The organism is Streptomyces sp. NPDC000229, from assembly GCF_040300825.1.
GTDB lineage: Bacteria > Actinomycetota > Actinomycetes > Streptomycetales > Streptomycetaceae > Streptomyces.
Genome location: NZ_JBEPEL010000008.1, coordinates 46,961 through 69,350 on the forward strand (window position 1 = coordinate 46,961; position 22,390 = coordinate 69,350).

The 22,390-nt window shown below is 72.2% G+C and carries 15 protein-coding genes, 1 pseudogene and 1 riboswitch; of the genes and pseudogenes, 4 read left to right on the forward strand and 12 right to left on the reverse strand.

The annotated features are described in order from the left end of the window. Positions 1-24: 24 nt before the first annotated feature. The 3 genes from ABT360_RS07135 to ABT360_RS07145 form a co-directional block, all read right to left on the reverse strand. The gene (locus ABT360_RS07135; protein WP_351811996.1) at positions 25-1,230 is read right to left on the reverse strand and encodes an alkaline phosphatase family protein; all 1,206 of its coding nucleotides are present in this window, start codon (positions 1,228-1,230) and stop codon (positions 25-27) included. After that, on the reverse strand, positions 1,230-1,814 hold the full coding sequence (locus tag ABT360_RS07140; protein WP_073755400.1) for a DUF5998 family protein: 585 nt from the start codon (positions 1,812-1,814) through the stop codon (positions 1,230-1,232). The genes ABT360_RS07135 and ABT360_RS07140 overlap by 1 nt, the downstream gene beginning before the upstream one ends. 99 nt (positions 1,815-1,913) lie before the next feature. Then, positions 1,914-4,832, reverse strand: coding sequence for a bifunctional acetate--CoA ligase family protein/GNAT family N-acetyltransferase (locus ABT360_RS07145; RefSeq protein ID WP_351811999.1), 2,919 nt, complete (start codon positions 4,830-4,832; stop codon positions 1,914-1,916). A gap of 176 nt (positions 4,833-5,008) precedes the next feature. Between ABT360_RS07145 and ABT360_RS07150 the strand changes: the two genes are divergently transcribed. Further along, positions 5,009-5,290, forward strand: coding sequence for an HPr family phosphocarrier protein (locus ABT360_RS07150; RefSeq protein ID WP_030021209.1), 282 nt, complete (start codon positions 5,009-5,011; stop codon positions 5,288-5,290). A gap of 288 nt (positions 5,291-5,578) precedes the next feature. Here ABT360_RS07150 and ABT360_RS07155 read toward each other — a convergent pair whose 3' ends face one another. The 4 genes from ABT360_RS07155 to ABT360_RS07170 form a co-directional block, all read right to left on the reverse strand. Beyond that, entirely contained in the window at positions 5,579-6,289 is a 711-nt protein-coding gene (locus ABT360_RS07155) for a GntR family transcriptional regulator (RefSeq protein WP_351812003.1), read from the reverse strand. Positions 6,290-6,491: 202 nt separating this feature from the next. Further along, positions 6,492-7,280 carry a M23 family metallopeptidase gene (locus ABT360_RS07160; RefSeq protein WP_351812005.1) on the reverse strand — a complete coding sequence of 263 codons (789 nt, stop codon included), beginning with the start codon at positions 7,278-7,280 and terminating at the stop codon, positions 6,492-6,494. A gap of 13 nt (positions 7,281-7,293) precedes the next feature. Further along, a riboswitch (cyclic di-AMP (ydaO/yuaA leader) is annotated at positions 7,294-7,457 on the reverse strand. 204 nt (positions 7,458-7,661) lie between these two features. Next, on the reverse strand, positions 7,662-9,056 hold the full coding sequence (locus ABT360_RS07165; RefSeq protein WP_351812008.1) for a M16 family metallopeptidase: 1,395 nt from the start codon (positions 9,054-9,056) through the stop codon (positions 7,662-7,664). Next, positions 9,053-10,396 carry a M16 family metallopeptidase gene (locus ABT360_RS07170; protein WP_351812011.1) on the reverse strand — a complete coding sequence of 448 codons (1,344 nt, stop codon included), beginning with the start codon at positions 10,394-10,396 and terminating at the stop codon, positions 9,053-9,055. Before ABT360_RS07170 ends, ABT360_RS07165 begins: the two co-directional genes overlap by 4 nt. Before the next feature lie 264 nt (positions 10,397-10,660). On the opposite strand from ABT360_RS07170, the gene ABT360_RS07175 reads away from it, so the two are divergent. Further along, positions 10,661-13,114: a DNA gyrase/topoisomerase IV subunit A gene (locus ABT360_RS07175; RefSeq protein WP_351812014.1), complete on the forward strand. Its 2,454-nt coding sequence runs from the start codon at positions 10,661-10,663 to the stop codon at positions 13,112-13,114. An 83-nt stretch (positions 13,115-13,197) separates the two neighbouring features. Here ABT360_RS07175 and ABT360_RS35350 read toward each other — a convergent pair whose 3' ends face one another. Together ABT360_RS35350 and ABT360_RS07185 are read right to left on the reverse strand one after the other, a co-directional pair. Then, positions 13,198-13,323 (reverse strand): hypothetical protein, encoded by a 126-nt coding sequence (locus ABT360_RS35350; protein WP_444852190.1) that lies wholly within the window; start codon positions 13,321-13,323, stop codon positions 13,198-13,200. A gap of 213 nt (positions 13,324-13,536) precedes the next feature. Continuing rightward, positions 13,537-14,586, reverse strand: a complete 1,050-nt coding sequence (locus ABT360_RS07185) for a CobW family GTP-binding protein (RefSeq protein ID WP_351812177.1) — start codon at positions 14,584-14,586, stop codon at positions 13,537-13,539. A 452-nt stretch (positions 14,587-15,038) separates the two neighbouring features. Here ABT360_RS07185 and ABT360_RS07190 point away from each other — a divergent pair. Together ABT360_RS07190 and ABT360_RS07195 are read left to right on the forward strand one after the other, a co-directional pair. Then, positions 15,039-16,751 (forward strand): annotated as a pseudogene (locus ABT360_RS07190) (sensor histidine kinase); the annotation flags it as partial. Between the two features lie 470 nt (positions 16,752-17,221). Next, on the forward strand, positions 17,222-17,899 hold the full coding sequence (locus tag ABT360_RS07195) for a DUF7342 family protein (RefSeq protein ID WP_351812017.1): 678 nt from the start codon (positions 17,222-17,224) through the stop codon (positions 17,897-17,899). 5 nt (positions 17,900-17,904) lie between these two features. On the opposite strand, the gene ABT360_RS07200 is transcribed toward ABT360_RS07195, so the two are convergent. The 3 genes from ABT360_RS07200 to ABT360_RS07210 form a co-directional block, all read right to left on the reverse strand. After that, on the reverse strand, positions 17,905-19,497 hold the full coding sequence (locus ABT360_RS07200) for a solute symporter family protein (RefSeq protein ID WP_351812020.1): 1,593 nt from the start codon (positions 19,495-19,497) through the stop codon (positions 17,905-17,907). After that, on the reverse strand, positions 19,494-19,979 hold the full coding sequence (locus ABT360_RS07205) for a DUF485 domain-containing protein (RefSeq protein ID WP_351812023.1): 486 nt from the start codon (positions 19,977-19,979) through the stop codon (positions 19,494-19,496). Before ABT360_RS07205 ends, ABT360_RS07200 begins: the two co-directional genes overlap by 4 nt. Positions 19,980-20,162: 183 nt before the next feature. After that, complete coding sequence (locus ABT360_RS07210; RefSeq protein WP_351812025.1) at positions 20,163-22,280, reverse strand: DNA gyrase/topoisomerase IV subunit B; 2,118 nt, start codon at positions 22,278-22,280, stop codon at positions 20,163-20,165. Positions 22,281-22,390 lie beyond the last annotated feature (110 nt).

A 22,390-nucleotide genomic window follows, 5' to 3' on the forward strand; every position in this document is an offset into this window, starting at 1 on the left:
TCGGGTCAGGGCGTGAGGAGCGTTTTACGAACGGACTTCGAGCAGCGGAACCAGCTGCTCGACGGGCATCATCGAGCCGTGCACGCCGACCATCGCGGACTCGTTCGGCTCGTTGACGGACGCCGTGATGACGACGTCGTCATGGGCGGCGGCGACGACGTCGCCGATCCTGCCGTGGACGCGCTCGTCGATCGTCGGGCCGAACCAGCCGGCCGCGATCGCCTCGTCGCGGCTCGCCACCCAGAACTGCTCGCCGAGCACCTCGCGCCAGCACGCCAGTACGTCGGTCTCGGCGCCCGGCACCGCGTAGACGTGGCGGGCCCTGCCCTCACCGCCGAGCAGGGCGACTCCGGCGCGCAGCTCCCAGTCCTCGTCGAAGTCGATCCGGGACTGCTCGTCGAACGGGATGTCGATCATGCCGTGGTCGGCGGTGACGTACAGCGCGGCACGGGGCGGGAGCTGCTCGGCGAGGCGCTGGACGAGCCGGTCGACGCACATCAGCTGGCCGCGCCAGGCGTCGGAGTCGACGCCGAAGCGGTGGCCGCTGCCGTCGACCTCGCTGTAGTACGTGTAGACCAGCGAACGGTCCCCGGCGGCCAGTTGCTCGGCGGCCAGGTCCATCCGCTCCTCGCCGGTGAGCCGCCCGTGAAACGTTCCGCCACTGAGCGCGACCTTGGTGAGAGGCGTGTCCCGGAAGGTCGGGGAGGAGACCTGCGCGGTGTGGACGCCGGCGGCGTCGGCGAGCTGGAAGATGGTCGGGTACGGCTGCCAGGCGTGCGGCGGCGTCCAGGGCTTCCAGCGCAGCTGGTTCATCAGCTCGCCGATCGCGGGGTCGCGCACGGTGTAGCCGGGCAGGCCGTGCTCGCCGGGCGGCCGCCCCGTACCGACCGAGGCGAGCGAGGTCGCGGTGGTGGCGGGGAACCCGGCGGTGATGGGCCGTCCCGTGCCGCCCCGGGAGCTGTCGAGGAGGGACGTCAGGTAGGGGGCTTCGCCGGGATGGGCCTTGATCTGCTCCCAGCCGAGGCCGTCGATCAGGAACACGCAGTTCCGGTCGGCGGGCGTCAGCTCGGCGATGCGGTGCTCGAACCCGGGCACGCCGATGCCGGCGGCGAGGGTCGGCAACAGATCGGCGAGGGAGCCGGAGCCGTACTCGGGGACCGGCGCGGTGTCGAGGGCGAGCGGCACCGGTTCGTCGGGCCAGGCGGACGCCATGTGTGCGGGCTGGACCATCAGCGGGTGGCCGCGGTGGCTTCGGACAGCGCCTGGGCGAAGGCCAGAGCCTGACGGACGGTCTCGGGGCCGTCGCCGGCCTCGCTGACGCGGAGACTCAGGTCGTCGGCGGTGGAATTGCCGGTGTAGCCGTGGTCGGCGTCGCAGTTCGGGTCGCCGCAGGCGGCGGGCTCCAGGTCGATCCGGGAGACGGCGCCCCAGCCGATGGTCAGGACGACCTCGCGCGGCAGGGTGCCGGGCGTGTACGACTCGGGGTTGGCGACGACGCGGCTGAGGACGACGGACGAGATCCGGCCGAGCTTGACCGACTCGGTGGAGGTCGTGGCGTACGGCGTCGGGGAGCTGGTGTCGGCGTTCTGCTCGTCGGTGTGGCTGACGATGAAGCGGTTGGCCGTCAGAACGAGAACGGTGACATGGCGGCGCACCTCGTTGGCGTCGAAGGTGGTCTCCTGGTGGACCAGGTACGACGCGATCGGCTCCCCGCCGACGGCGGCCTCCACCGCCTCGGCCACAAGGGCCGGGTAGTAGCCGCTGCGCTCGATCGCCGCGCGCAGCCCCTGGGTGGTCGTACCGGTCTTCGCCATGGACTCCATCCTACGGGGGCGCGGTGACTGCGCGGCACGCTCGGGATCCGGGTCGGTGGTGGACATCGGTGGCTCGGCGAGGCGGTCGGTGGGCGGGCGTCAGTAGCTGGGGAGCCGGCGGGGGCCGACGTCCGTGCGGGCGGGGGGCGGGGCGAGCCGGACGGTCGCACCGAGAACGGCGAGGCCGCGCGGGGCGACGACCACCGGTTCCAGGCCGACGGTGACGATCTCCGGGTGGTCGTCGACCAGCCGTGACACCCGGAGCAGCAGCTCCTCGAGGGCGGGGGTGTCCACGGGTGCGGAGCCGCGCCAGCCGAACAGGAGCGGGGCGGTGCGGATGGAGCGGATCTGTTCGGCGACGTCCCGGTCGGTGGCGGGGAGCAGGCGGTGCGCGGTGTCGCCCAGCAGCTCGGACGGCGCGCCCGCGAGCCCGAAGGACAGGACGGCGCCGACGGCGGGGTCGATGGCGGCGCGTACGACGGTGTCGACGCCGCGCGGGACCATGGCCTGGACGACCGGCTGCAGCTCCTCGGGCTTGCCGAGGGTCTCGGTCAGCTCGGCGTAGGCCGCGCGCAGCTGCTCCTCGGTGGCCAGGTCGAGGCGTACGCCGCCGAGGTCGGGGCGGTGGCGGAGGTGGGGGGCGGTGGTCTTGAGCGCGACGGGGTAGCCGAGGCCGGCGGCGGCGCGGACGGCGTCGTCCGGGGTGGGCGCGGGCAGCGTGCGGCGTACCGCGATGCCGTAGCGCCCGAGCAGCTCGCGGGCGGCGTCGGGGGCGAGGGTGACGCCCCGCTCGTCCACGTCGTGCGCGAGCGCCCGCTCGATCTGCGCGGCGGCTCCGGCCTCGTCGATGCCCGCGAGCTCGGGGACCCGCCCCGGCTCGGCGGCCTGGCGCCGCCACTGGCCGTACCTGACCGCCTGGGCCAGCGCCCGGACGGCCCGCTCGGCGGCGGGGTACGCGGGGATGCGGTACCCGCCGCCGGGGGCGCCGGGTACGGATGCCGCGCGGGCGGTCGGCTCCTGCGCGCCGACGGCCGGGGTGGGCGGCGTCTCGGCGGCCGGGGCGGGGGGCGTCTCGGCGGCCGGGAGCTCGGGGACGGGGGGCGGCGGCGTACGCGGGGCCGGTGCCGGGTCGCGGCGGGCCGCCGGTGCCGTGCTGGTGGCTGCCGCCAGGGCGTCGGCAAGGGCGCCCATTTCCACGTGGACCACCAGGACCGGCTTCGCCGGTGCCTCCGCGAAGGCGGCCCGTAGCGCCTCGGCCAGGACCTCGCCGTCGCCGGACTCGGTCACCCCGTTCTCGCCGACCCAGGGGATCGCGGTGACCACGACCGCGTCGCACGTGTCGTCCCGGAGGGCCTCGGTGAGCGCCGTACGGAAGTCCTGCGGCGTGGCCGCCGTCGTCAGGTCGCGGGGCCGCCGGGGCCTGAGCCCCTCCGTCAGGCAGGCGTCGTACGTCAGCAGCCCGAGCGACTCCGAATTGCCGAGGATCGCCACGCGCGGGCCCGCCGGGAGTGGCTGCCCGGCGAGCAGCAGACCGGCGTCGACCAGTTCGGTGACCGTGTCGACGCGGATCACGCCCGCCTGCCGCAGCAGGGCCGAGACCGTGGTGTGCGGGATGCGCGTGGCCGGTACGGCGTGGCCGGGGGGCGCGCTGCCGCTGTGCCGGCCGCCCTTGACGACGACGACCGGTTTCACCGCCGCCGTGCGCCGGGCGAGCCGCGTGAACTTGCGGGGGTTGCCGATCGATTCCAGGTAGAGCAGGACGACATCGGTCTCGGGGTCGTCGTACCAGTGCTGGAGGAGGTCGTTGCCCGACACGTCCGCGCGGTTGCCCGCCGAGATGAAGGACGACAGGCCGGCACCGCGCCGGTGCAGCCCGGACAGCAGGGCGATGCCGATGGCGCCGGACTGGGTGAACAGCCCGATGCGTCCCCGCGCGGGCGGGTGCGGTGCGAGCGAGGCGTTGAGCCGCACGTCGGGCGCGGTGTTGATGATGCCGAACGCGTTGGGGCCGATGATCCGCATGCCGTACGACCGTGCCTGGCGCACCAGTTCGCGCTGACGGGCCCTGCCCTCGGCGCCCTGCTCGGCGTAACCGGCGGTGAGGACCACCAGGCCCTGTACGCCGTGTTCGCCGCAGTCGGCGACGGCCTCGGGGACCCGCTCGGCCGGTACGGCGACGACGGCGAGGTCGACGGGCTCCCCGATGTCGGCGACGGAACGGAAGGCGGGCACCCCGTCCAGCGTGGTCGTCGTTTCGGGGAGGGCGCGGTTGACGGCGTACGTACGGCCTGTGTACCCGGCGTCCAGGAGGTTGCGCAGGACCGTGCGGCCCACTCCGCCCGGGGCGCGGCCGGCCCCGATGACGGCGACGGAGCCGGGAGCGAGGAGCCGCTGCACGGACCGGGCCTCGGCGCGCTGTTCGCGGGCGCGCTGCACGGCGAGCGACCGGTCGGTGGGCTCCAGGTCGAGGTGGAGACGTACGGCGCCGTCCTCGAAGCTGCGCTTCTGGGTGTACCCGGCGTCCGTGAAGACTTTGATCATCTTGTTGTTGGCGGGCAGGACCTCGGCCGCGAACCGCCGGATGCCCCGCTCACGCGCGACCGCCGCGATGTGTTCGAGCAGCGCGGAGGCGACGCCGCGGCCCTGGTGGGCGTCCTGGACGAGGAAGGCGACCTCGGCCTCGTCGGCGGGGGCGCTCGCGGGCAGACCCTGTGCGTTGATCCGGTCGTAACGGACGGTCGCGATGAACTCGCCGCCGATGGTGGCCGCGAGACCCACGCGGTCCACGTAGTCGTGGTGGGTGAAGCGGTGCACGTCCTTGGCGGAGAGCCGGGGGTAGGGTGCGAAGAACCGGTAGTACTTCGACTCGTCCGAGACCTGCTCGTAGAAGCTGACCAGGCGCTCGGCGTCATCCGTGGTGATCGGCCTGATCCGTGCGGTGCCGCCGTCCCGCAGCACCACGTCGGCCTCCCAGTGGTCGGGGTACACGTGTTCCGGCTGATCCGACGGGGTCCGCATGGGCCCCAGGGTACGGTGCGGGCGCCGGTCGCGGAGGTGCTGTGGACAACGCAGGGTGAGGCGGGCCGGGCGGCCCGCAACGGCCCCGTGGAGGCCGGATCGAGCACCCTGCGGGACATGAGAGACTGGATTCGACAACTGGTCTAGACAACTGCCGAGACTCGAAGGGCAACACCATGGCTGAGCGCCGCGTCAACGTCGGCTGGGCCGAGGGCCTGCACGCCCGCCCCGCCTCCATCTTCGTCCGTGCCGCCACGGCCGCCGGCGTCCCCGTGACGATCGCCAAGGCCGACGGCAACCCGGTCAACGCCGCTTCGATGCTCGCGGTGCTGGGCCTGGGCGCGCAGGGCGGCGAGGAGATCGTGCTCGCTTCGGACGCGGAGGGCGCGGACGCCGCCCTGGACCGTCTGGCCAAGCTGGTCGCCGAAGGTCTCGAGGAGCTCCCCGAGACCGTCTGACCTCCCGGTCACCCTTGCAGCACCGCGGAGCCGTACCCCTGGGAAACCGGGCGGTACGGCTCCGCTTTTTGCCGCCGCCGGTCCTTGCACGGCGCGGCCCGGCATCGGGCGCCGTCGGGCCGTTTCGGGAGCTCGGGCATTCTCCGCGGCCGAGCACGGCGGAGACTTTCCGATTCCGGGCCCCACCCGATTTTCGGGGTGAGGCGTCCCTCTTTTACGGCACGCGTCATTTTCGGGCAGGGGAAATTACCGCCGAGAATTCCCCTGCCTTTGTATACGGTGCCGCTGTTAATTGCGGGCGCTCGCGGTGTTTACGCGATGTTGCGAAGTCCTCACAACCCGGCCGCCCGACCGCTCCGACCGGCCCGGCCGCTCCGGGCGGCGCAGCCGGTGCGCGGTCACGGTGCGCTCGACGTGGAGGGCGGTGAGGGCGCGGGCGCGTTCGGCGTCGCCGCGGGCCACGGCGTCCACGATCGCGCCGTACTCGGCCCACGCCTCCATCGGCCGGGCGGGCTGTTCGACGGCGTACATCCAGGCGATCTTGTGCCGGAGCTGGGTCAGCAGCGCCGTCAGCGCCGCGCTGCCGGCCGCCTGGGCGAGCGTCTCGTGGAACCAGGCGCCCAGCGAGCGGAGGTCCTCCCCCTGGCCTCGACGGGCCCGTTCCTGGCCGAGCCTGACCAGGCCGCGCAGCACCTTCAGGTGCGCCTCGGTGCGGCGCTGGGCCGCGCGCGCGGCGCCCAGCGGCTCCAGCAGCGTTCGCATCTCCAGCAGGTCGGCCGCCTCCTGCTCGGTGGGCTCGGCGACGCACGCGCCGACATGGCGGCGGGTGGTGACGAAGCCCTCCGACTCCAGGGTGCGCAGCGCCTCGCGGACCGGAACACGGGAGACGCCGTAACGGCGGGCCAGCTGCTCCTCGGTGAGCCGGCTGCCGCGCTCGAACACGCCGGTGACGATGTCGTCGCGGATCGCCGTGCATACCGAGTGCGCTGGAATGCGCATACCAGAACCCCCAACTTGATCCGCGCGAAACTCAGCCGATTGACGCCTGTCGAGTGACTCTATTGCAGAGGGCCGGAATTTCCGATAGCCACCAGGATTCCATGGAGTTCTTTTTGGCCAGAAGCCCCCGCCGGATGCCGTGGGATGACGAAGGCCCCGGTTCGCATCCCGAACCAGGGCCTTCACCGAACAGCGGAAGGGGTCAGACGTTGACGCCGTGCGAGCGCAGGTACGCGATGGGGTCGATGTCCGAGCCGTACTCGGCGCTCGTACGGGCCTCGAAGTGGAGGTGCGGGCCGGACGAGTTGCCGGTCGAGCCGGAGAGGCCTATCTGCTGGCCCGGCATCACGCTCTGGCCGACCGAGACGTTGACCGACGACAGGTGGCCGTACTGGGTGTACGTGCCGTCGTTCATCTTGATCACCACGTTGTTGCCGTACGCGCCGCCCCAGCCCGCCTCGACGACGGTGCCCGCGCCCACGGAGACCACACGCGAGCCCGAGGCGGCGTGGAAGTCGATACCGGTGTGGCTGCCGGAGGACCACATGGCGCCACCGGTCTGGTAGCCGGTGCTGACGTAGGTGCCCGCGATCGGCAGCTGGAAGGCGTTCAGCCGCTGGCGCTCGGCCTCGCGGTCGGCGCGCTCCTTGGCATCGCGGGCGGCCTTCACCCGGGCCTCGGCCTTGCGCTTCGCCTCCGCCTCGGCCTTCGCCTGGGCGGCGGCCTTGGCGGCGGCCTCCTGGGCCTCCAGCTCCTGGGCCTCGGCCTGGGCGTCGACCTGCTCGGCGAGCGTGTCGGTGATGACCGCCTGGTTGAGGCCGGTGTCCTCGAACGAGCCGGGGGCGGCGTCCGGGGCGGCGGCCAGCGCCGGGGAAGCGAGGGTTCCGATGACGCCGGTGGTGGCGAGGGCCGCGACTCCGGCGACGTGTGCGCTCTTACGGCTCAGGCGGCTCGGGGCACGGTGCTTCCCGGTGGCACGGGTGAACGCCATGAAGTGGCTGGTCCTTTCCTTCCTTCTCGCCTACCGGGTTAGCTGACGGGTTCGGAGCAGGAAGGTCTCCTACGGGCCCCTCCGCACGGGTGCGAAGGCGTCCGATTCACCCCAGGGACTTCGTGGGTCCCCGGCTCCCCAGGCTCGCGCCTGATGGGGACTCGGCGATCGCTGCCCGGTGCCGCGGGTGCGGCGGGTACCGGTCGGGCAGCGCATCAGACGCTAAGCGGCCGATCTTTCAATCACCAAACAGACACGGTTTTTTGTAGCGCACGCCACAGGGCAGACACCGAACCTCCGCAACAAATCGGACATATGACTGGACCCCGGCATCGGGTGATGCCGGGGTCCTGAACCGGTTCGCGGGAAGGCCCGTGTCAATCAGCCGGTGACAACCGTCACTTCGCCGATCCCGAGCGCCTCGACGGGCTCCTTGATCTGAGCCGCGTCGCCGACGAGGACCGTCACCAGACGGTCCACCGGGAAGGCGCTGACGACCGCCGCGGTGGCCTCCACGGTGCCCGTCTCGGCGAGCCGGGCGTACAACTGGGCCTGGAAGTCGTCCGGGAGGTGCTGCTCGACCTGGTCGGCGAGGGTGCCCGCGACGGAGGCGGCCGTCTCGTACTTGAGCGGGGCGACACCCACCAGGTTCTGGACGGCCGTCTCGCGCTCCGCGTCGGTCAGGCCCTCGGCGGCGAGGGTGCGCAGCACCTTCCACAGGTCGTCGAGCGCCGGACCCGTGTGGGGCGTGTCCACCGAGCCGCTGATGGCGAGCATGGCCGCGCCGCCCTCCGGGCCGGAGCGCAGCACCTGACCGAACGCCCGTACGCCGTAGGTGTAGCCCTTCTCCTCGCGCAGGACCTTGTCCAGGCGGGAGGTGAGGGTGCCGCCCAGGCAGTAGGTGCCGAGCACCTGGGCCGGCCAGACGCGGTCGTGCCGGTCGGGGCCGATCCGTCCGATGAGCAGCTGCGTCTGTACGGCGCCGGGGCGGTCGACGATGACGACGCGGCCGGTGTCGTCGGCCGTCACGGGGGGTACGGGGCGGGGCTCGGCGCTGTCGCCGGTCCAGGCGCCGATGGTGTCCGCGAGCACCGCGTCGAGGTCGACACCGGTGAAGTCGCCGACGACGACCGCGGTGGCGGTGGCGGGGCGGATGTGGGCCTCGTAGAAGGCGCGTACGGCCGCGGCGTCGATCCGGGCGACGGTCTCCTCCGAGCCCTGGCGGGGACGCGACATCCGGGAGGTGGCCGGGAACAGCTCCTTGGACAGCTGCATGGCGGCACGGCGGGCCGGGTTGGCGATCTCGTGCGGGATCTCGTCGAGCCGGTTGCGGACGAGGCGCTCGACCTCGCTGTCGGCGAAGGCGGGGGCCCGCAGCGCTTCGGCGACCAGCCCGAGGGCCTTGCCGAGCCGGGAGACCGGGACCTCGAGGGAGACCCGTACGCCGGGGTGGTCGGCGTGTGCGTCGAGGGTGGCGCCGCAGCGCTCCAGTTCGGCGGCGAACTCCTCGGCCGAGTGCTTGTCGGTGCCCTCGGACAGGGCCCGCGCCATGATCGTGGCGACGCCGTCGAGGCCCTCGGGCTCGGCCTCCAGCGGGGCGGCGAGGAAGATCTCGACGGCCACGACCTGCTGGCCGGGACGGTGGCAGCGCAGCACGGTCAGGCCGTTGCCGAGCGTGCCGCGGTCGGGGGCGGGGAAGGCCCACGGCTTGGCGGTCCCGGGGCGGGGCTGCGGGTGGAACTCCATGGACGTCAGGGACACAGCGGCGTCGCTCACTGGTCGGCCCCCTCTTCTGCCTGGTCGCTGTGGTCGGTGCTGACGGGTTCGTAGACCAGCACCGCCCGGTTGTCGGGGCGGAGGCGGGCCTTGGCGACCGCCTGCACCTCCTCGGCGGTGACGTCCAGGACGCGCTGGACGGCGGTCAGGGCGAGCTGCGGGTCGCCGAACAGGACGGCGTACCGACACAGTTCGTCGGCGCGGCCGGCGACCGTGCCGAGCCGGTCCAGCCACTCGCGCTCAAGCTGGGCCTGGGCGCGCTCCATCTCCTCCGGGGTGGGGCCCTCGGCGGCGAACCGGGCCAGCTCGTCGTCGACGGCGGCCTCGATGTCGGGCACCTCGACGCCGCCGGACGTCTTGACGTCCAGCCATCCGAGCGAGGGCGCCCCGGCCAGGCGCAGCAGGCCGAAGCCGGCCGCCACGGCCGTGCGGTCGCGGCGCACCAGGCGGTTGTGGAGCCTCGACGACTCGCCGCCGCCCAGGACGGTGAGGGCGATGTCGGCGGCGTCGCACTCGCGGGTGCCGTCGTGCGGCAGGCGGTAGGCGGCCATCAGGGCGCGGGCCGGAACCTCCTCCTCGACGACCTCGCGCAGCTGCTCGCCGATGATCTCGGGCAGCGTCCCGTCGCGCGGCGGCTGCTTGCCGTCGTGCGGCGGGATGGAGCCGAAGTACTTCTCGATCCACGCCAGCGTCTGCTCGGGGTCGATGTCGCCGACGACCGACAGGACGGCGTTGTTCGGCGCGTAGTACGTACGGAAGAAGTTCCGCGCGTCCTCGAGGGTGGCGGCGTCCAGGTCGGCCATGGAGCCGATCGGGGTGTGGTGGTAAGGGTGGCCCTCCGGGTAGGCGAGGGCGGTCAGCTTCTCGAAGGCGGTGCCGTACGGAACGTTGTCGTACCGCTGGCGGCGCTCGTTCTTGACGACGTCCCGCTGGTTCTCCATGGACTCGTCGTCGAGCGCGGCGAGCAGGGAGCCCATCCGGTCTGCTTCCAGCCACAGCGCCAGCTCCAGCTGGTGGGCGGGCATGGTCTCGAAGTAGTTGGTGCGCTCGAAGCTGGTCGTGCCGTTCAGGGAGCCGCCGGCGCCCTGCACCAGCTCGAAGTGGCCATTGCCCTGGACCTGCTTCGAGCCCTGGAACATCAGGTGCTCGAAGAGGTGGGCGAGGCCGGTGCGGCCCTTGACCTCGTGGCGTGAGCCCACGTCGTACCAGAGGCAGACCGCGGCGACCGGGGTCAGGTGGTCCTCGGAGAGCACCACGCGCAGGCCGTTGGCCAGGCGGTGCTCGGTCGCTGTCAGGCCGCCGGAGCCGGCCTGGGCTGTGGCCGTGTGACCCATGGGCATGTACGTCCCTTCGATCGCTATGTGGAGCTATGGGTAAAAGTCCAGCTGCGGGCCGCTGCGGAAGGCTGCCACTGTATGCGGCTGCTGCGACCTGCCGCGGACCGCTGTGGACGTCCTGCCACTGTATGCAAGCGGACCGACACCTGGCGAAGTTCCCGGATCCCGCTGCCGTCCCTCTTCCGGGTCGCGGTCGGCGTTGTCAGTGGGACGGTCCACAATGGTCGGCGTCAGATCAACCTTGTTGGTGAAGGAGCCGCAGCCGCGATGGCCCGCCGCAGCACGAAGACCGCGCAGCCCGACGACTTCGAGGAGAAGATCCTCGACATCGACGTCGTCGACGAAATGCAGGGCTCCTTCCTCGAGTACGCGTACTCGGTGATCTACTCCCGGGCCCTGCCGGACGCCCGCGACGGCATGAAGCCGGTGCACCGCCGCATCGTGTACCAGATGAACGAGATGGGCCTGCGGCCCGAGCGCGGCTTCGTGAAGTGCGCCCGGGTCGTCGGTGAGGTGATGGGCAAGCTCCACCCGCACGGTGACGCGTCCATCTACGACGCCCTGGTGCGCATGGCGCAGCCGTTCTCGATGCGCCTGCCACTGGTGGACGGGCACGGCAACTTCGGCTCGCTCGGCAACGACGACCCGCCGGCCGCCATGCGGTACACCGAGTGCCGGATGGCCGACGCGACGTCGCTGATGACGGAGTCGATCGACGAGGACACCGTCGACTTCAACCCGAACTACGACGGGCAGGAGCGGGAGCCGGTGGCGCTGCCCGCCGCTTTCCCGAACCTGCTGGTGAACGGCGCGTCCGGGATCGCGGTCGGCATGGCGACCAATATGCCCCCGCACAACCTGGGCGAGGTCATCGCCGCCGCCCGGCATCTGATCAAGCACCCGGGCGCCGACCTGGAGACCCTGATGCGGTACGTGCCGGGTCCGGACCTGCCCACGGGTGGCCGGATCGTGGGCCTGTCCGGCATCAAGGACGCGTACGAGTCGGGCCGCGGCTCCTTCAAGATCCGTGCCACGGTGACCGTGGAGAACGTGACGGCGCGCCGCAAGGGCCTCGTCGTGACCGAACTGCCCTTCGCGGTCGGCCCGGAGAAGGTGATCGCGAAGATCAAGGACCTGGTGGCGGCCAAGAAGCTGCAGGGCATCGCCGACGTCAAGGACCTGACCGACCGCGAGCACGGGCTGCGGCTGGTCATCGAGGTCAAGAACGGCTTCATCCCGGAGGCCGTCCTGGAGCAGTTGTACAAGCTGACGCCGATGGAGGAGTCCTTCGGCATCAACAACGTGGCCCTGGTCGACGGGCAGCCGCTCACCCTGGGTCTGAAGGAGCTGCTGGAGGTCTACCTGGACCACCGCTTCGAGGTGGTCCGGCGGCGCAGCGAGTTCCGGCGCACCAAGAAGCGGGACCGACTGCACCTGGTCGAGGGCCTGCTGGTGGCGCTGCTCGACATCGACGAGGTCATCCGTGTCATCCGGTCGAGCGACAACTCGGCGCAGGCCAAGGAGCGGCTGATCGAGCGCTTCTCCCTGAGCGAGATCCAGACGCAGTACATCCTGGACACCCCGCTGCGCCGGCTCACCAAGTTCGACCGGATCGAGCTGGAGAGCGAGCGCGACCGGCTGAACAGCGAGATCGAGGAGCTGACCCGGATCCTCGAGTCGGATGCCGAGCTGCGCAAGCTGGTCTCCTCGGAACTGGCGGCGGTGGCCAAGAAGTTCGGTACGGAGCGGCGCACCGTGCTGCTGGAGTCGGCGGGCGCGCCGGTCGCGGCGGCCTCCCTGGAGGTCGCGGACGACCCGTGCCGGGTGCTGCTGTCGTCGACCGGTCTGCTGGCCCGTACGGCGAGCGGCGAGCCGCTGCCGGACAGTGGCGGCAAGCGCACCAAGCACGACGTGATCGTCTCGGCGGTGCCCGCGACGCAGCGCGGCGAGATCGGCGTGGTGACGTCCACCGGGCGGCTGCTGCGGCTGTCGGTGATCGACCTTCCGCAGCTGCCGGACACGGCGTCCGCACCGAACCTCTCGGGCGGGGCGCAGGTGTCGGAGTTCCTGACGCTGGAGAAGGACGAGGCGGTGATGTGCCTGACGACCCTCGACGAGTCCTCGCCGGGCCTCGCCATCGGCACGCTCCAGGGCGTGGTCAAGCGCGTGGTGCCGGACTATCCGGCGAACAAGGACGAGTTGGAGGTCATCGGTCTGAAGGAGGGTGACCGGATCGTCGGCGCGGCCGAGCTGCGCACGGGCGAGGAGGACCTGGTCTTCATCACCTCCGACGCCCAGCTGCTGCGGTTCCCGGCCTCGGCGGTGCGGCCGCAGGGCCGTCCGGCGGGCGGTATGGCCGGTATCAAGCTGTCGGCGGGCGCCGAGGTGCTCTCGTTCACCGCGGTCGACCCGGCCGAGGACGCCGTGGTGTTCACGGCCGCCGGTTCGTCGGGTGCGCTGGACCCGAAGGCGGCCACCTCGGTGAAGCTGACGCCGTTCGACCAGTACCCGCGCAAGGGCCGCGCGACGGGCGGCGTGCGCTGCCAGCGGTTCCTGAAGGGCGAGGACGTGCTGGTCCTGGCCTGGGCCGGCGCGGCCCCGGCCCGCGCGGCGCAGAAGAACGGCACCCCGGTGGACCTTCCGGAGATCGACCCGCGCCGGGACGGCTCGGGCACGCCGCTGCCGAAGCAGGTGGAGGTGCTGGCGGGACCGGCGTCGTAACGGACGCGCTCGGGGGCGCGCCCGCCGAGGGGTGGGCGCGCCCCGAGAGCGGGCGGGCCGGAGAGCGGGCGCGCCGGTGGCCGTCACCGCCAGGGGATGTTCCGCCAGGGGCTGCCCTCGTCGCCGGTCAGCAACCGGTGGGCGGCAAGGGCGCTCGCGTAGAAGTCGCCGTACTCCTCGCCGTACTCCTCGCCGTCGAAGCGCAGCACCCTTCCGAGCGTGTAGCCCGCCGAGAAAGCCTTCCCAGGAGGAGTACGCGGCCTTCGCCGGCGCGCCCGCGTGGACGATCGTCTGCTCCGCCTCCTGCGGGTCGCAATAGCGGGCGGAGAGGCCCTAACGGGCGAGGTTGACGGCCCTCCCCTAGTCGTACGCCGCGGCCGTGGCGACCCAGCCGTCCTCGGGCAGCAGCCCGTCGGCCGATCTTATGAAGCCTCTTCGACGGCCCCGCCCGCAGGCTCGGGCACGTAGCGCAGGACGCCCCACATGCTGTGCTCCTCCGGGACGTCCTGCGGGCCGGTCACCCGGCATCCGTCCAGGGCCTTGTGCAGGGCGTCTCCGTCCGTGCCGGAGCCGATGAGGACGAGCTGGGTGAGGCGCTGTCCGCCGTGCGGCCAGGGCTCGGGGTAGAAGCGGAGGAAGCGGCCGACCGCGTGCAGGGTGTAGCGGTTGGCGGGGTCGAGGGCGCCGAAGTCGACGAAGCCCTTGATGCGGTAGAGGCCCTCGGGGCGGGAGTCCAGGAAGTCCAGCAGTCGGCGGGGGTGCATCGGCTCCTCGGCGGTGAAGGAGACGGTGTCGTACGCCGCGTGCGGGTGGGCGTCCTGGACGACGTACAGATCCAGGTCCTCGAAGGTCAGCTGGCGGGGTCCGCCGTCGTCGGTGCGGGCCGCGCGGTCGAAGAGGAGCTCGGGGTCGACCCTGCCGTACGCGGCGTCGATCACCGCGGCCCGGTCGGCGAGGTCGGCGACGGCCGCGTGGACGCGCCGTAGCTCGTCCGGGTGGACACGGTCGGCCTTGTTGACGACGACGAGGTCCGCGATGGCCAGGTGGCGGTCCGTCTCGGGGTGCCGTCCCCGGGTGGCGTCGAACTCGGCGGCGTCGACGACCTCGACGAGCCCGCCGTACACGACGCGCTCGTTGTCGCTGGCGAGGATCATCCGCACCAGTTCCTGCGGCTCGGCGAGGCCGCTCGCCTCGATGACGATGACGTCGAGGCGGGAGGAGGGCCGGGTGAGCGTCTCCAGGTAGGTGTCGAGCTCACTCGCGTCGACGGCGCAGCACAGGCAGCCGTTGCCGAGGGAGACGGTCGAACCGACCTGTCCGGCGACGGTCATGGCGTCGATCTCGATGGAGCCGAAGTCGTTGACCATGACGCCGATGCGGGTGCCTCTGGCGCTACGGAGCAGATGGTTGAGCAAGGTCGTCTTTCCCGACCCGAGGAAGCCCGCGAGGACGACGACGGGGATCTGCTGCACGCTGCTCAAGGGGCACCCTTCTCGGTCGGCTCCGCGTCCGGCGGCTTGCGGCCCCCAGGATAGGCGGGCTCCGCTCGGCACCGAAGCCGCCGTGACGCCGGGGCGGGGCGCCGGGGCGGGGCGCCGTGACGCCGACGCCGGGGCGGGAGGCACCGGGGTGAAATGCGCCGGGGCGGGAGGCACCGGAGCGGGGCGCCGAGGCCGGGGCCTGGGCCTGGGTCTGGGCGATGCCGGAGCCGGATCGGCGCCAGGGGCCGAGGCCGGGGCCTGAGCCGAGGCCGGGGCCTGAGCCGGGGCCGGAGCCGGGGCCGGGGCCTGAGCCGGAGCCGGATCAGCGCGAGGCGCCTGGGCCTGGGCCGGAGCGATGCCGGAACCGGACCGGCGCCAGGGGCCGGGGACGGAGTGACGCCGGACATTTCGTTACGGGCGGGGCTCCGTCTACGGTTCCTGCCATGAGCCCCGCCACGCCTTCGTCGCCCTCGGCCGCCGCGCCGCCCGCGCGCGGGTCGGCGGCGCGGCGTCGGCGGTTCGGCTGGCCGCAACGGGTGTTCTCGCAGGTCCTGCTGATGCAGCTGGCCATCGTCGTGGGCGTGACGGTGCTGGCCACCGGGCTGTTCCTGGCGCCGCTGAGTGCCCAGCTCGACGACCAGGCGATGCGGCGCGCCCTGGCGATCGCCGAGACGACCGCGTCGAGCGAGGTCGCCGAGGAGCTCACCAGCACGCCGCCGAGCGCCACCGGGCCCGTACAGGCGGAGGCCGAGCGGATCAGGACGGCCACCGGCGCCGAGTACGTCGTGATCATGGACCGGCGCGGTGTGCGGTGGTCGCACACCGACCCCGACCAGATCGGCGAGGTCGTCTCCACGGACCCGAGCGAGGCCCTCGCGGGCAAGGACGTGATGGAGATCGACAGCGGGACGCTCGGGCGCTCCGCGCGCGGAAAGGTTCCGCTGCGGGACGCGGCGGGCGAGATCGTCGGCGCGGTGTCGGTCGGCATCGAGTACGACAGCGTCCGCGCGCGGCTGCTGGCCGCGATCCCGGGACTGCTGGCGTACGCGGGCGGAGCCCTGGCCGTCGGGGCGCTGGCCGCGTACCTGATCTCCCGGCGTCTCCAGCGCCAGACCCACGACCTGGCCTTCTCGGACATCTCGGCGCTGCTCGCCGAGCGCGAGGCGATGCTGCACGGCATCCGTGAGGGTGTCGTGGCCCTGGACCGGGCGGGGCGGATCCGGCTGATGAACGACGAGGCGCAGCGGCTGCTGGACGTGGGGCCCGAGGCCACGGGCCGGCCGTTGGAGGAGGCGCTCGGCGAAGGCCGCACGACCGAGGTGCTGACCGGGCGGGTCACCGGCGAGGACCTCGTGGCCGTACGCGGGCAGCGGGTGCTGATCGCCAACCGGATGCCGACGGACGACGGAGGCGCGGTCGCCACCCTGCGCGACCGGACGGAGCTGGAGCGGCTGGGGCGCGAGTTGGACTCCACCCGCGGTCTCATCGACGCACTGCGCGCCCAGGATCATGAGCACGCCAACCGGATGCATACGCTGCTGGGGCTGCTGGAGCTGGAGATGTACGAGGAGGCGATGGAGTTCGTCACCGAGGTGGTGGGCGTGCACCGGGCGACGGCCGAGCAGGTCACGGAGAAGGTGCAGGACCCGCTGCTGGCCGCGCTGCTCGTGGGGAAGGCCACCGTGGCGGCGGAGCGTGGCGTCTCGCTGCGCCTGGCGCCCGGCACACTGCTGCCCGACCGGCTGGTCGACCCGCGCGAGCTGGTGACGGTCGTCGGCAACCTCGTCGACAACGCGGTCGACGCGGCGGCGGGGTCGGAGCAGCCGCTCGTCGAGGTCGAGCTGCGTGCGGAGGGCCGTACGGCGGTCCTCCGGGTCACCGACAGCGGGCCGGGCGTGCCGCCCGAGCGGCGGGAGCTGGTCTTCACGGAAGGCTGGTCCACCAAGGACCTCCCCGCGCACGGGGGCCGCCGTGGACTGGGCCTGGCCATGGTGCGCCGCCTGGCGGAGCGCCAGGGCGGCACCGCCGTCGTGTCGGCGGCCCTCGGCGGCGGGGCGGAATTCACCGTCGTCCTCCCGGAGGCCCTGACGGACCGCGCCCCGGCCACCGGGAGTCGGGAGAGCACGGAGGAGCCGACGGCGCAGGAGCCAGCCACCGGCCCGGCGGGCGCCCGAGGACCGGTGGCACCCGCCGGGGCACAGCCGCTCGGCCACGCGGGCGCTGAGGGGGCATCACGGGCCGCTGGAGGCCCGGCCGTGGTCCCCGGCCGCCCGGGAAGGGCCGCACCCGGGACGGCCGTGCCCGTGGCGCCCGAGCCGCGCGCACGGCGTGAGCGGGTGACGGGAACGGCGCAGCCGGAGACCCCGGAGCAGCCGCCCGTCGCCGCCGGAGCGCAACCTGGCGAAGGGGCCCGAGCGAACCCCGGTGAAGGGTCTCGGGCACACGGCGCGGAAGGGACCACCGCACGGCCCGCCGAAGGGAGCACCGCCCAGCCCGCCGAAGAAACACGGGCTCGTCCCGCCCAGGCGACCCGGGCCCGCCCCGCCGACACGGCCCAGGGACGGCTCGGCGAAGCGGCCCGGCCACACCCCGCGACGGAGCGGCCGACAGGCCCGGGAGGGGCGCGGTGATCGGCGTGCTCGTCGTGGACGACGACACCCGGGTCGCGGAGATCAACGCCGCGTACGTGGCCAAGGTGCCGGGCTTCGAAGTCGTCGCGCTCGCTCATACCGCTGCGGAGGCGCTCGCCCGGGTCGAGGAGTCTCCGGTCGATCTGATCCTGCTCGACCACTACCTGCCGGACGAGAACGGCCTCGCGGTCGTGCGGGAGCTGCGCCGACGCGGGCACCAGACCGACGTGATCATGGTGACGGCGGCCCGGGACGTGGCCACCGTCCAGGCGGCTCAGCGCCACGGCGCGCTCCAGTACCTGGTGAAGCCGTTCAACTTCGCGGGCCTGCGCCCCAAGCTGGAGGCGTACGCGGCGCTGCGGCGCACGCTCGACGGCGGCGGCGAGGCAGAGCAGGCGGAGGTCGACCGGATCTTCGGCGCCCTGTCGGTGGGTTCGGGAGCGCCCGATCTGCCCAAGGGCCACTCCCCCACCACCGCCGAGCTCGTACGCCAGGTGCTGCTCTCCGCCGACGGCCCGCTGTCCGCGCAGGAGATCGCGGAACGGGCGGGGGTGAGCCGGCAGACCGCCCAGCGGTATCTGAAGCTCCTGGAGCGGGCGGGCCGGGTGCGTCTGACCTTGCGGTACGGCGAGACCGGCCGCCCGGAGCACCGCTACACATGGGCGTCCTCGTAGGCCGCCTACACCGCGCCCGCGCCCGTCAGCGCCCGTACCTCCGTCTCGGCGTGCCGGGCCTCGTCCGGCGGCTCCGGCGAGGTGACCGTACCGAGCCAGCCGGCGAGGAAGCCCAGCGGGATGGAGACCAAGCCGGGGTTCTGGAGCGGGAAGAGCTGGAAGTCCATGCCCGGGAAGAGCGCTTCGGGGCTGCCTGACACGACGGGTGAGAGCACCACCAGCAGCACGGACGGGACGAGCCCTCCGTACACCGACCAGACCGCCCCGCGCGTGGTGAACTTCCGCCAGAACAGGGTGTACAGCAGCACCGGCAGGTTCGCGGAGGCGGCGACCGCGAAGGCGAGCCCGACCAGGAAGGCCACGTTCAGGTCCCGGGCCAGCAGCCCGAGACCGATCGCGACCGCGCCCACACCGACGGCCGCGACGCGCGCCACCGCGACCTCTCCGTACCGCTTCGTTCCCGGCCGCTTCAGCGAGGCGTACAGGTCGTGCGCGACGGACACCGACGAGGCCAGCGTGATGCCCGCGACGACGGCCAGGATCGTCGCGAAGGCCACCGCGGCGACCACGGCGAACAGCACCGCTCCCCCGGTCGAGCCCGCACCGCCGCCCAGGTCGAGGGCGAGGAGCGGCACGGCCGTGTTGCCCGCGGCGTTGGACGCGCGGACCTCCGCCGTGCCGAGGATCGCGGCGGCGCCGAAGCCCAGGACGATCGTCATCAGGTAGAAGCTGCCGATGAGCCCGATCGCCCAGACGACCGAGCGGCGGGCGGCCCGGGCCGTCGGCACGGTGTAGAAGCGGGACAGGATGTGCGGCAGCCCGGCGGTGCCGAGGACCAGGGCGAGGCCGAGGCTGATGAAGTCCAGACGCGCGATCCAGTCTCCGCCGTACTTGAGTCCGGGTGCCAGGAAGTCCCGGCCGTGGCCGCTGCGTTCGGCGGCGGTGGTGAGCAGGTGGTTGACGTCGCCGTGGAAACGCACCAGGACGAGCACGGTGAGCGCGAGCGCGCCCGCCATGAGCAGCACGGCTTTGACGATCTGGATCCAGGTGGTGGCTCGCATCCCTCCCAACGACACATAGATCACCATCAGCGCGCCCACGCCGATCACGGTCCAGGAGCGTGCGGCTCCGCTCGTACCGCCCAGCAGCAGCGCGACCAGGCTGCCGGCCCCCACCATCTGCGCCACCAGATAGAGAACGGACACGGTGACCGAGGAAGTTCCCGACGCGATCCTCACCGGCCGCTCACGCATCCGCGCCGCGATCACGTCGGCGAGCGTGAACCGGCCGCAGTTGCGTACGAGTTCGGCGACCAGGAACAGCACCACCAGCCAGGCCACCAGGAACCCGACCGAGTACAGCATCCCGTCGTAGCCGAAGAGCGCGATCAGGCCGGAGATCCCCAGGAAGGACGCGGCGGACATGTAGTCACCGGCGATCGCGAAGCCGTTCTCCATGGGCGAGAACAGCCGCCCTCCGGCGCAGAACTCCTCGGCGGATCCATGTCGGTGACGGCTCACCCATGTCGTGATCGCCAGGGTGCCCACGATGAACGCGCTGAACAGCAACAGCGCGAGGACCTGGTGGTCTCCGGTCAACGCTCGACCACCCCTCGCGTCAACTCCTGGGTGTCCCACCGCAGATCGAGCGCCGCGCGGTCACGGTGCAACCGGGCGTGGCGTACGTACGCCCAGGTGAGCCCGAACGTGGTGAGGAACTGCCCGAGTCCCGCGACCATCGCCACGTTGACCGCCCCGGCCACCGGGCGGGCCATCAGCCCGGGCGCCGTGGTCGCCGCCACGACATAGGCCAGGTACCAGGCGAGGAAGGCCAGGACGGCCGGCCCGACGAAGCGCCGGTACCGGCCGCGTACCTCCTGGAAGGCGGCGCTGCGCTGCACCTCCAGGTAGATGTCGGCCGCGCTGCGCTGCGCCTGCGCCTGCGCCGAGGGGGCGGGGCCGGGCACCACGGCCGCCTGCGCGGCCGTACCGTCCACCTCGCCCCAGCCGGAGGCCAGTGCGTCGTACCACGGGTCATCGATCCGCACGGGGGCGGAATCGAGTCCTTCCCTGTTCTCCACCGGTCAACTCTCCTTGTCGGCGAACCGTTTCGGCCGCGTTCACAAGGATGGTCAGACCGGGGACATCCCGGACTCTTCTCTCGCTGCTCTTCACCCCATCAGGTGACGTCACACCCGGATGTCCCGGCTCCGCCCGCCATGGGGAACCGGGGCATCGGGGAGACGGGACATCGGGGAGACGGATCAGGCGTCGATGCGGGAACGGTCCAGGGTCGCGGCGGAGCTGGTGATGAACTCCTTGCGCGGCGCCACGTCGTTGCCCATCAGCAGGTCGAAGACCTGCTCCGCGGATTCCAGGTCACCGATGTTGATCCGGCGCAGGGTGCGGTGCCTCGGGTCCATCGTGGTCTCCGCGAGCTGGTCGGCGTCCATCTCACCGAGGCCCTTGTAGCGCTGGATGGAGTCCTTGAACCGGACGCCCTTGCGCTGGAACTCCAGCAGCGTCTGCCGCAGCTCGTTGTCCGAGTACGTGTACACGTACTTGTCCTGGCCCTTCTTGGGCTGGATGAGCTCGATGCGGTGCAGCGGCGGTACGGCGGCGAAGACACGGCCCGCCTCGACCATCGGCCGCATGTAGCGCTGGAAGAGCGTCAGCAGCAGGCAGCGGATGTGCGCGCCGTCGACATCGGCGTCCACGAGCAGGACGATCTTGCCGTACCGGGCGGCGTCGATGTCGAAGGTCCGGCCGGACCCCGCTCCTATGACCTGGATGATCGCACCGCACTCGGCGTTCTTCAGCATGTCCGAGACGGACGACTTCTGGACGTTGAGAATCTTTCCGCGGATCGGCAGCAGCGCCTGGAACTCACTGTTCCGGGCGAGCTTGGCCGTGCCGAGCGCGGAGTCCCCCTCGACGATGAAGAGCTCGCTGCGCTCGACGTCGTCGCTGCGGCAGTCGGCCAGTTTGGCAGGCAGCGACGAGGACTCCAGTGCCGTCTTGCGGCGCTGCGCCTCCTTGTGCTGACGGGCCGCGATCCGCGTACGAGCGGCGGCGACGGCCTTCTCCAGCACCGCGCGGGCCTGGGCCTTGGCGTCGCGCTTGGTGGAGGTCAGGAACGCCTTGAGCTCCTTGGCGACCACGTTCGCGACGATGCGGTTCGCCGCCGACGTACCGAGGACCTCCTTGGTCTGGCCCTCGAACTGCGGCTCGGCGAGCCGCACCGTCACCACGGCGGTGAGGCCCTCCAGGGCGTCGTCCTTGACGATGTCGTCCTCGGCGACGCGCAGCAGCTTGCTGGAGCGCAGCACCTCGTTCACGGTCTTGGTGATCGCGCGCTCGAAGCCGGTGACATGGGTGCCGCCCTTGGGGGTGGCGATGATGTTCACGAACGACTTGATCGTGGAGTCGTACCCCGTCCCCCAGCGCAGGGCGACGTCGACGCCGAGCTCACGGGTGACCTCGGTGGGGGTCATGTGGCCGCGCTCGTCCAGGACGGGCACGGTCTCCTTGAAGGTGCCCTGGCCGGTGAGCCGCAGCACGTCGCAGACGGCCTTGTCCTGCGCCAGGTACTCGCAGAACTCGCTGATGCCCCCGTCGAAACGGAACGTCTCCTCGCTCTTGCCCTCGCCGTCGAGGTCGCGCTCGTCCCGGACGACGATGGTGAGGCCGGGCACCAGGAAGGCGGTCTGGCGGGCGCGCTGGTGCAGGTGCTCCAGGGAGAGCTTGGCGTCCTTGAGGAAGATCTGGCGGTCCGCCCAGTACCGCACGCGGGTGCCGGTGCGGGTCTTCGGCACGCGCTTGGTCTTGCGCAGCCCGTTGCCGGGGTCGAACGGGGCGTCGGGACCCGACTCGGTGAAGATCCCGGGGACGCCGCGGCGGAAGCTGATGGCGTGCGTGGAGCTGCTGCGGTCGACCTCGACGTCGAGCCGGGCCGACAGCGCGTTCACCACGGAGGCGCCCACGCCGTGCAGACCGCCGGACGCGGCGTACGAACCGCCGCCGAACTTGCCGCCGGCGTGCAGCTTGGTCATGACGACCTCGACGCCGGAGAGGCCGGTCTTGGGCTCGACGTCGACGGGGATGCCGCGCCCGTTGTCCCGGACCTCCACCGAGCCGTCCTCGTGGAGGATGACCTCGATGTGATCACAGTACCCGCCGAGAGCCTCGTCGACGGAGTTGTCGATGATCTCCCAGAGGCAGTGCATCAGGCCGCGGCTGTCGGTGGACCCGATGTACATGCCGGGCCGCTTGCGAACCGCCTCGAGCCCCTCAAGGACGAGCAGGTGCCGCGCGGTGTAGTTGGAACCGTCACGGTCTGCGGTCAGCAGCGCACTGGACGGCACGGACGTCTCGGCGGTCACGCGGTTCGCTCCTCGCTGAATATGGAAAGTGGCCTGTGGGGGTAGAGGCCCGGCTTCTGTCACCGGGTCAGAGGGTACAGAGGCCTGGTAGAGCCGTTGTCACGCCACCC